Origin of the sequence: Phaeodactylibacter sp. (genome assembly GCF_040219495.1) — a bacterium.
Classification (GTDB): Bacteria; Bacteroidota; Bacteroidia; order Chitinophagales; family Saprospiraceae; genus Phaeodactylibacter.
Genome location: NZ_JAVJSK010000092.1, coordinates 40,441 through 50,295 on the forward strand (window position 1 = coordinate 40,441; position 9,855 = coordinate 50,295).

The 9,855-nt window shown below is 52.1% G+C and carries 7 protein-coding genes; 3 read left to right on the top strand and 4 right to left on the bottom strand.

Going from position 1 to position 9,855, the window contains the following annotated elements; translation table 11 throughout:
• Positions 1-134 precede the first annotated feature (134 nt).
• Complete coding sequence (lgt, locus tag RIC19_RS14230) at positions 135-1,052, top strand: prolipoprotein diacylglyceryl transferase (protein WP_350178998.1); 918 nt, start codon at positions 135-137, stop codon at positions 1,050-1,052.
• Here lgt and RIC19_RS14235 read toward each other — a convergent pair.
• From RIC19_RS14235 to RIC19_RS14245, 3 genes are all read right to left on the bottom strand, one after another.
• Positions 1,005-3,914 (bottom strand): CHAT domain-containing protein, encoded by a 2,910-nt coding sequence (locus RIC19_RS14235; RefSeq protein ID WP_350178999.1) that lies wholly within the window; start codon positions 3,912-3,914, stop codon positions 1,005-1,007. The two genes, lgt and RIC19_RS14235, sit on opposite strands and share 48 nt — an antisense overlap.
• Before the next feature lie 118 nt (positions 3,915-4,032).
• The gene (locus tag RIC19_RS14240) at positions 4,033-6,270 is read right to left on the bottom strand and encodes a S8 family serine peptidase (protein WP_350179000.1); all 2,238 of its coding nucleotides are present in this window, start codon (positions 6,268-6,270) and stop codon (positions 4,033-4,035) included.
• A 65-nt stretch (positions 6,271-6,335) separates the two neighbouring features.
• Positions 6,336-7,301 carry a hypothetical protein gene (locus RIC19_RS14245; protein ID WP_350179001.1) on the bottom strand — a complete coding sequence of 322 codons (966 nt, stop codon included), beginning with the start codon at positions 7,299-7,301 and terminating at the stop codon, positions 6,336-6,338.
• Positions 7,302-7,627: 326 nt separating this feature from the next.
• On the opposite strand from RIC19_RS14245, the gene RIC19_RS14250 reads away from it, so the two are divergent.
• Positions 7,628-8,230 (top strand): RNA polymerase sigma factor, encoded by a 603-nt coding sequence (locus RIC19_RS14250; protein ID WP_350179002.1) that lies wholly within the window; start codon positions 7,628-7,630, stop codon positions 8,228-8,230.
• Entirely contained in the window at positions 8,227-8,958 is a 732-nt protein-coding gene (locus tag RIC19_RS14255) for a tetratricopeptide repeat protein (protein ID WP_350179003.1), read from the top strand. Before RIC19_RS14250 ends, RIC19_RS14255 begins: the two co-directional genes overlap by 4 nt.
• Here the strand turns inward: RIC19_RS14255 and RIC19_RS14260 are convergent.
• Positions 8,950-9,513, bottom strand: coding sequence for a GNAT family N-acetyltransferase (locus tag RIC19_RS14260; protein WP_350179004.1), 564 nt, complete (start codon positions 9,511-9,513; stop codon positions 8,950-8,952). The two genes, RIC19_RS14255 and RIC19_RS14260, sit on opposite strands and share 9 nt — an antisense overlap.
• Positions 9,514-9,855: the final 342 nt, after the last annotated feature.

Genomic DNA, 9,855 nt, shown 5'->3' on the forward strand with positions numbered 1-9,855 from the left:
AAGGTGTTTTTAGTATTCATTTTGGGAACCCTTCAGCTCCGGAGAGGTTCCAAATTATCAAAAAATTAACCCCTCAGCCCCAAAATTCGGTAAAACATGCCTAATATTGAGTTTCACCGGCAAGTCAATACCTTATGCAAGACCTTTTAGCCTACGTCACCTGGACGGCTTCTCCTGAAATCATTAACCTCGGCCCACTTACGCTGCGCTGGTACGGACTGCTGTTTGCGGCCGGCTTTTTGGCGGGGTTGTACATCGTCAAGGCGATGTTCAAAGCAGAAAATGCACCCGAAGAGTGGCTCGACCGCATCTTCATCTATATGGTGGTAGGTGCAGTAGTGGGCGCGCGTTTGGGGCACGTATTTTTCTACGACTGGGACTACTACGCACAGCACCTTACAGAAATTCCGATGGTTTGGAAAGGCGGTCTGGCCAGCCACGGAGGAGCTATCGGTATTATCATCGCACTTTGGATTTTTTCCAAATTCGAGTCAAAGCGCCCGGTACTTTGGGTGCTGGACAAGGTGGTGGTCCCCACTGCCCTTGCCGGTTGCTTCATTCGCCTGGGCAACCTGATGAACTCCGAGATTGTAGGCAAGCCCACCGATGTAGCCTGGGGCTTTAAATTTCCCCGTAATGAGACCAACCTTTGGGAAAAATGCTCGGCCTGCATAGAGCGTGCCGGTCAGGGCTGTGTGGAAGTGGCTGAAATGGCCAGCGGCAAGTTTTGTGTAGAGCTCAGCGAAGTGCCGGTACGACATCCGGTGCAGCTGTACGAGTCCATCAGTTACCTGCTCACCTTCTTCCTGCTCTACTGGGTGTATTGGAAAACCGATGCGAAGAACCGCCTGGGGCGCATGTTCGGGCTGTTCCTGCTGCTGGTTTTGGGCGTCATCCGCTTTGGGCTGGAGTACTTCAAGACGAGTCAGGGCGGGTTTGAGTCGGCCGTGAACGCGGGGCTGAGCACCGGACAGCTGCTGAGCATTCCTTTTATGCTGGTTGGCTTATTCTTCCTGTTGCGCCCGGCTAAGGAGAGCCCGGCGGCCAAATAACCAAAGCAAAATGCCAACAGCGATTGCACCAGATGCCCACCACAGGTAACCCTTTTGCCCCGGCTGCGGAACAGGTCTTGGCGTACCCAGGTGCACCAGCCCGCCCCATAATGCGGGGTGCGCCCCAATGAGGTCGGTCTCTTCACTCATCAGGTAGGAAAGCTGGGCTTCCTGCAAGGCGGCGTCCTTCGTTTGGCCTGCTCTGAGCAAATCGTAAAATTCAAGAATAATTCCGGAGCTACTGCCTTGAAGTACCGGCCATAAAGTGGCAACGGTACTGGGGCATCCGGCGTACGATAACCCCCTGGCGAGGCTCATCACCCCTTCTCCCCTTGCCAGTTCCCCGGTAGCGGTCTCACAGGCGCTCAGCACAGCCATTTCGGCAGCTAGGTTTAGCGGGTAGAGTTCCGAAAGGTACAGCTTGCTGTCTGGTTGGTCTGGCAGGGTATTGCTGAAGGCAATCCAGCCACCCTCTGCCGCACTGGCATGGGTGGAGAGGTGTAGGATCTGGTAGTTGCCCGCGAGCTCCGTAAACGCCTGCTTGGTTGCTTGCGGCCCGATGAGGACCCTGCCTTTCCAGGATTGTTCTATAGTGTTGACTTCGTGCTGATTGTAGGACAGTGCCGCAAGCCCTGAATTTTTAGCAAAAAGGGGAGCTACGCCCAGAAAAGCGTGGTTACTGGCTGGGATGGGCCGGTTTTCCTGTTGCAGTAGGACCGCAGCTGAATAGGCATAGGTGATTTGGTGCTTGTGGAGGAGGTAAGGCAGTTCCTTCCAATGCCCTCCATCTTTTGAACTCGGCAAAATGCTGATGGGCAGATGGTGGATAGCGCCGGCCGGGCTCACAAAGACCCGCTCTGGCAGGGTTTTGCCAAGGGGTGCCCAAAGCGCGGTATAAAGCGGGTAGGCAATAGATTGGAAAGTTTCCAGCGGAAGGTTGTGTTGTTGCTGGCTGAGTGCCCGGGTCAGTTCAAAAATTAATGGTTCCCACTCTGCCCGCGCAGGAAGGGCCGATAATTGCCAGTCTGCCCCATTCCAAAATAGTGCGTAGGACCGTTTTTCTCCGGCAAAGTAGGAAACCCAACCGGCATTGGCCGCATTCATTAACCGGACGAGATCACCGGTTGAGGCCTTGGTCCGCTGATACTTTTCAAAATAGTAGGTGGGGTATTGTTCCTCCAGGTTTGTAGTGAATAGCTGCAGCTGATGGCGCAAATCGGCTAATGCCCTTTGCAAGGGCGCACGGCGTGTAGTGTCAGCCGAAAGTGCCAGTTTTGACTCCAGGTATCCGATATTGGCTTTCAGGCCCTGCTCCTGAGCCAGGATCTCGGCAGGGATACCAGCTGTGTTTTTGGCCTGGGCATCCCGTAGGGTAGCAGCCAGCAGCGTAGCCCGGCTTTGCTCAATAAAGAAAAAGGCATCTTCAACGTAAGCGTCCTTCCTTGTGATTTGATGGAGCAAAAAGCAAGTTTCCAGGGCCTCTTCATAGACCGGCAGGGCGTTTTCCTGCAGGAATAGCTTCGACTTACGGGTTTCATACTGTTGCTGTAGCTGAGCTACGACCTGTTCGCAGGTGTAATAAGCGGACAGTGCCTGCTCAAGATAAGCCTGGTCTCTGGTCGCTTCATAAACAGCTTTTAGCGTTTTGGCTTTGGAAGCCATCACAATGAGCAGCTTCTGCCAGCTTCCTCTGATGCCGGCATTGGTTATCGTGGGATTGCTGTAACCCAGGGTGTCTGTAAATCCCGGCACCCGGTGGAAAATAGCGCGCTGATACTGTTGCAGGGCTTTATCGAGGAGCCCCATATCTAGGTACAAGTCGCCGATGTTGTCGAGTGTTGCCGCTTTATTGGGGTGAGGCCCTGCAGCCAAAGCCCTGTTTTTGGCTTTGAGGGACTGCTCCAATGCCTTCCGGGATTCTTCGTACCGATCCAGTTTTCGCAGGACGACACCGAGGTTGTTATAAACGAGTCCCAGGGATAAATCGTAACCTTTGTGTTGCTGGTAAATTGATATGGCCTGATTGTACTGTAGCAAAGCTTGTGCTCCTTCGCTCAGGTCGTCGTATATGTTCCCCAGATTGACATGAGTGAGCGCGACATCGGTATCTGTAGTTCCGTAAAGAGCTACAAAAATAGCCTGGGCACGCTGTATCTTTTCGAGTCCAGGGTGGTATTCTCCCAGGTTCCAAAGGGCAATGCCCATTTCATTATAGGTTTGGCCAACTTCGTAGCTGAGTTCGCCATAATGTTTCCGAAAAACAGGTAGTGCGGCATGGAGGTACTCTAAAGCGATATTGTACTCCCCCATGGCGTTGTACACCGCAGCTTGCTCAAAGTAGCTGTCCGCCACGCCTTCCGGGGCTTCCAGCTTTTGCCGGAGCGCCACCGCTTCCTTTAACGGGGGGAGGGCATTGATGAAATCCCCTTTTTCCTTCAGGGCGACCCCAAGGTTGTGGTAAGAACGGGCAACATCAGGGTGGTGAGCGCCCAGTACAGCGATCCGGATTGCTAAAGCCCGCTCGTAGGCCAGCTCTGCCTGACGGTATTGGTCGTTGAGGTACAGAAACACGCCATACTTGTGCCAAAGGTCGCCTAGAAAGGCAGTCTCTGTACAAGCCTTTGACTTGCGCTGCGCAAAAAAATCTTTAAGGAAGTCGATTGCCTGTTCCGCATCCAGCGAATCATAGCGTGCCATAGCCTGATCGTAGGCAAGGCTATCGGCGATAGCACAAGGGGCCTTCTGCTGTAGGTTAGCTCTGAAAGAAGTGGTCGTGTAGGAATGGAAAGGCAAGGCATTTCCGGTGACGGAAAAAGCAAGTGTGGTCAGGAGCGCGCCCCAAAACCATAGTTTTCTCATCATGTTGGGCGTATTTGCCCAATAAAGGTAGGATATCCGGCGCTTAATAGCGCTACAGGTGAGGTTTTTTCCGGGTTTTAAAAGGCCGGTGGGCCGTCATTAGGAGGCCCACCGGCAGGAATTACTGCTTCAAAATTTGCATACCAAAATTATGTTGTTCGGATTTTACCGATAGTACGTACCATCCCGATGCCCAATTGGGGGTATGGAGCTCAACGGTTTGTTCGCCAGGGTATACGTCAAACTGTTGTTGCCAGACGAGCTGGCCTAACACCGAGCGCACCTCAAGCCAAACCATTTGCGAACGGTCACTGTCCAGTCTTATATTCAGGTGCTGGCCAAAGGGCTGTGGCGCAGCTTCCATGCTCAGCCCATGCTGTACCGGCATAGCGAAAGCTGTGGAGCTTACCTCAGCACAACTGCTGTCAACCGGCATGCCCTCCAGCATATCAATGGCAGCCGACAAGTTGAGCTTTCCACCCGATGCCAGGCTATCGAGTTCCGGAAGTTGGGTGGCACTGTTCAGGAGTGCGGCTTTGATATCCAGGTGGGTCGCTTCAGGCTTCGTTTTCCAGAGTAATGCTGCTGCCCTGGAGACGGCTGCTGCGGCCATGGAGGTGCCATCACGGAAATCATAACCACCGCCCGGTACTGTACTGAAAATCCGCGTGCCAGGCGCAGCAATATCAACGGTGTGGATGCCGTAGTTGGAGAAATCAGCAAGAGCGGATTCCGAAATATCTAATGCCGACACCGAAATCAGATTGTCCAGATCAAAGCCCGAGGGGTAGTGAGGGATAATGTCATTGTTCGTGGTATCATTGCCTGCTGATGCCACGAATAGCGTTTTGCAGTTCTCACCAGCTCTGCGAATGGCATTTTCCAGTACAGGAGAAGGCAGCCCCTGGTACCCCCAGCTTAGATTGACCACCTGCGCTTCCTGATCGCGGGCATAGTAAATACCGCAGAGGGCTTCGAATAACAGCCCGAGCCCATCGTCCTGATGGCTTTTTATGCTCAGTAACTCAAGTGTGCCGGGTGGGTCACCGTCCGTAATGATACCCGCAATGTGCGTACCGTGCCCGTTGACCGGGTCTAGTGGCTGATTGTCTTCTTCTGCGAAGTCGTAGCCCTCGAAATCATCAACCAGGCAGTTGCCGTCGTCATCCATGCCATTCTGCATTTCAGCTTCATTTTGAGCCAGCATGCCCGCAAGGTCAGGATGGGTATTGTCAATGCCCACATCTATGACGGCTACTTTGGGAGACCAGTTCCGGCCTCTCCTCCTTCCCGGGCCTGAGGGCGGCGTTGGGGTTGCCGGATGGGTTTGTTGCTGGTCTTGCAGTGGGAGCACGTAATTGTTGTTGAGCTCTTCTACTTTAGACTTCGTCTTCGCAGCTTCCTTGGTTTCTTCAAGGCCCACTACAATATCGCCTTCCGGCAAATAGCTGGTATCGGGTAATTCCCATAGCTCTATGACGCCGCAGAGGCAGCTGTCGAGTAGTTCGGCCTGGAAGTAGGCCCTGAGGGTATCCCGCTCAAAGTCGGAAGCATCATCGGTGAATTCAATGATCATCTGATTGGGGACGAAGGCACCGCCCAGGCTATCAAGATCGTATAGCAACAGGGTTTGTGGCGCACTTTCTAAGGTCAGTGCAGGTAGCAGAGGGTGAGTAACCTGGGCTACGTAGGCTCCTTCATCAATGCCGGAAACACCAACTAGATTTAGGTCAGGAACCGGGCTGGGCAAAGTAAGCAGTGTGGCTTCAAAGAACCAGCTGTAGCTGAGGCCGGTACCAGGCGCATTGACTGTGAAGCTTACATTATCCCCGTCAAACGCATAGACAAAACCCGATTTGCCAAAGGTAGCCTGGGGAGCGTAGGTAAATGTGGTGGTGGATAAGCCGGCTAAAGGCAGCAAGTCGTCAAACTCCAGCCTGTTGTTTTCGCACCGGACACTGTCGAAGATATTGGTTGGGATATTTGGGAGATTTTCCAGCTCGTTGTCCTGCACCTGCAGTTCTTTCAGCAGCGGCATGGCAGACAGGTTGGAAAGGCTGGTAAGGGCATTGCCACTCAGGTCGATGACTTCCAGTGCGATCAGAGTGCTTACGGCGTTGGGAACTGCGCCGGTAAGGTTATTATCCGGAAGCCGGATGGCCTGAATGCGGTTGTCGGTCACCGTGATACCGTTCCATTGACTGACCGGAGCGGTGAGCCAGTTGTCGTCATTGATCCAGTTAGTGCCACCGGTCTCCTCGTAAAGGCTAACCAGTGCGAGGGAATCGTCCGGGCTGACTTGTGCAAAAGCAGAAAGCTGCAAAATCAGCAGCAAGGGTAATAGGATTGTGTTTTTCATGAATTGAAGCAGTTGAAAAACCGGGAGCAATTTGAGTTTGATTGCTCCCGGGTGAAAAAACCGTTTTACTTCTTAAAGCCTGCGGCGTACTTGACAAAGTTAACTTCATTGCCGTTGATCAGGCCTTTCTCATCGTAGCCGCACAGAAAGGTGACGTCGTAGCCATTTGCTCTGGCTTCTCCAAGGGCAACCCCAAGCTGCTGCTCATCAAGATGGTCAAAAGCGTACCAGTCAGAATGAGTGTCCTCATTGAAGATAGGGTTGAAGCGGATATTGGAGGTCGTATTGACCTGGGAAATGTCCATGTATGCCGCCAATCGGCCGTCATTCTTTGCATTCTCCATGTGCGTTTGTACGGTGTAGACATCAAGGTTGGAGAATGGAATAGTAAGTCCCACCTCTTTTTTGTCCATGAGAGCAGTGATGTGCCGCTCATCGTTGAGGTGTACGACCGAGCGGGAAACCAACCGGTAGCCTTCGTCTTTTTTCTGATTTAGAGTTTGCTGGTAGGCGCTGTTCTTCTTGTCAATAATGAAGTACTGATCTGAGGCAGAGCCTTCTACAAAAATGACGGCATACTTAATGCTAGAGCCATCTATGTAGCTTTCCAGCTGTTGAACCTTGTATCCTTGCAGTAGCAGTTCCATCTTACTGTTAAGCTGGCTTTCGCCTAAGCCTACATGCATCTCCCACTCTAAATTGTCTACGTTTTTCTCGAAGACGATGTTATAAAGCGTTTTCTGATACTGGTCTACCGAGTTACCTGCGGTATGTGTGAAGCCGTCTACCCATACAGGGATGTAGCCTTCGTCTTGCATGTCAAAGAGTAAAGTTCGGAATTCTGCTGTGGTGACTTTAGTCTTAGCTATAAAGTCAGAAGGGGTCGCCGGTTGAACAACTATATCAGGGGCGTCAATTTCAGTTATAGGTTCAATGACTTCCTTCTCACAGCTGCTGAACGAAAAGGCGGCAATCAATGCCAGAAGTAAAAGGGGGACAAAAGTCAAACGATCAAAAATTGGGCTTTTCATGGGTAAAGAATTTTTTGTTTAAATGAGTGTGAAAAAATTCACGGGATTATAAATCGCTGTTGTCGCCCCTTAGTACAGCACCGGCTGCGAAACCTAACCGCCGGGTAGGAATTTTTTTATCTTTTTTTAGATTTTGATTTTAAATAGCTGATATACAGTTATTTGTGATTTTTATTTTTTTTGAGAAAAGACATCTTTAAGGATAATACTATATCAGGTAAGGGGTTATAAGCCACCCGAAAAACGACCTGCAGGTTGTCATTTTCTTCTTTAGCTTTGTAGAAAGTATAGATCAGCGGTTAGATTTTATCGATCAACGGGTACTTATGTTTAGAAAGAACATCATTACGGATGAGGCACTGGTGAAAAGCATTAGTGCCGGCGGGCGTTCAGAAGCCCGCGCTCTTGAATACCTTATAGATAAGGAGTATCCAAAAGTCCTGCATTTTGTCCTTCAGCATGGCGGCAACGATGCTGATGCGGACGATGTCTTCCAGGAAGCGCTTACGGCTTTGGTGCTAAATATCAGGCGAAGCCAATATAAAGGCGAAAGCGCATTAGGTACTTACCTGTTTGCGATTGCCAAGGGCGTTTGGTTTAAGCGTATCCGTAAGGTGGGCAGGGACCGGGACCGGGATCAGGAAGTAGGGCGCAGCTCTGAAACCGTGGATTTGTCCACCCCTGAGACCCCTATGATTGCTGCGGATAAGCGGCAGACCCTGCTTGAGGTATTTGAAAACCTGGGCGAAAAGTGCCCTGATGTTTTGTTCCTGTGGGCCTCTGGATACAATATGGAGGAGATCGCCCTCCGGGCGGGCTACAGCAGCGCGCAGGCCGCGATGAACCGCAAGAACAAATGCCTCAAGGCGCTGCATGCCCAAATGGATGACAACCCCATTTTAGTTGATCTGTTAAAAAACCTGCGATGAAGAATCAGTACACTTTTGAAGATATTGAAGCCTACCTGGCTGAGGAACAGACAGAAGAGGAGCGTCGGTCCTTTGAAGCCGACCTGGAAGAGGATGTGAGGCTACAGGAGGCGGTCAAAAAACACCGTTTGGCGCACCAATTGACTTCGGCCTATGTGGCAGAGCGTACGCGGGGGCAGGTTGCTGAGGTCTTCAATGCGCACCGCAGGCAAAAGTCAGGCAGGGTGATCCCGATGGGAAGATGGGCGGCAGCCGCAGCAGCTGTGCTCGTGTTGCTGGTAGCCGGTTATTGGATGATTAGCAGCCCGCAGCAGTCGGCTCCTGCGCTGGTCACATCCTATTTTGAACCTTACCCCGACCGGGTTACGACGATGGGCAGTGAGGCCGATGCGCTCACAGAGGCCATGGCAGCCTATAATGCCGGGCGTTACGAGGAAGCGCTTACGCTCTTTGGTGCGCTGCCACAAGGGAGCCTGCAGATGGAGTTGTTGAACCTTTATACCGGCACCGCTGCTCTTCAAGCCGGACAAATGGATCTGGCTGAGCAGGCCTTGGCGCAGACCGCCCGTTCAGCAACCGCTTATGCTCCGGCTGGTCAATGGTACCTGGCGCTCACCTACCTCCAGCAGGAAAAAACAGCCTTGGCCAAACCACTACTGGAGGAACTCCGGCAGGGAGGTGCTTACAAGCAAAAGAGTGCTGCTGAACTGCTAGACCAGTTACCTTAACTGAAGAGCAACTACTACCCAATGCTCCCCCCACGGGTCGGTATACTCGTGTATGTTTTGGAACCCCACCTTCTCATGCGCCCGTATCGACCGGGGGTTACGAGTAGAGATTTCAGTAACGATAAAATCAAAATCCCCGGACAGGCGCTCCTGCATATCCCGGTACAATCCGGCAAAAACGCCACTGCCCCGGTAGGGCTTGGCCACACACACCTGCCCCATCACAAAGTAAGCCCACTCCTTCAGGGGTTTACCCTCGCAAATAATCCCGTCGAGCAGTTCAAACATGGGGAATAAGATCGGGATCCGCTCCCGAAAACGAGTCTCCATCACCAGGGCGTAACCTGCCAGAGTGTTTTCATCCCAAGCTGTGCTGTGCCCATAGGGCGTGTTCATATCCCCCAGCGTCTCCATGTCGTGGTCTACAGTGACGAAGCCCTGCTCCTTCAGCTCTTCTACCGTAATTTTTGCCGAAAGGTTGACCTTTTGCAGTTGCATAATGGCTTGCAAGTCATTATCGCTAGAGGCAGCACGGTAAGTTATGGCATTGGGCATAAGCGTAAATGCTGGTACCTCGTAAAAATAGGAAACCTGGGGTGATTTTGAGAAAGGGGTCCACAAAAGTACACTGATGGCACTGATCTGACTGATGCCACTGATCTTGCAACCTAGTGCCGCGGTAGAAGCCTGCCCCGCTCTTATGCCCCCGCTCGCAATCCGTGAAAATCCGCGTAATCCGTCCAATCCGTGTTCCCTCACGCCACACACGACAATAGTACACTGATGCCGCTGATCTGCCTGATGCCACTGATCCTGTCAACCCAGTGCCGCCGTAGAAGCCTGCCCCGCTCTTATGCCCCTTCTCGCAATCCGTGAGATCGGAAGAGCACACGTCTG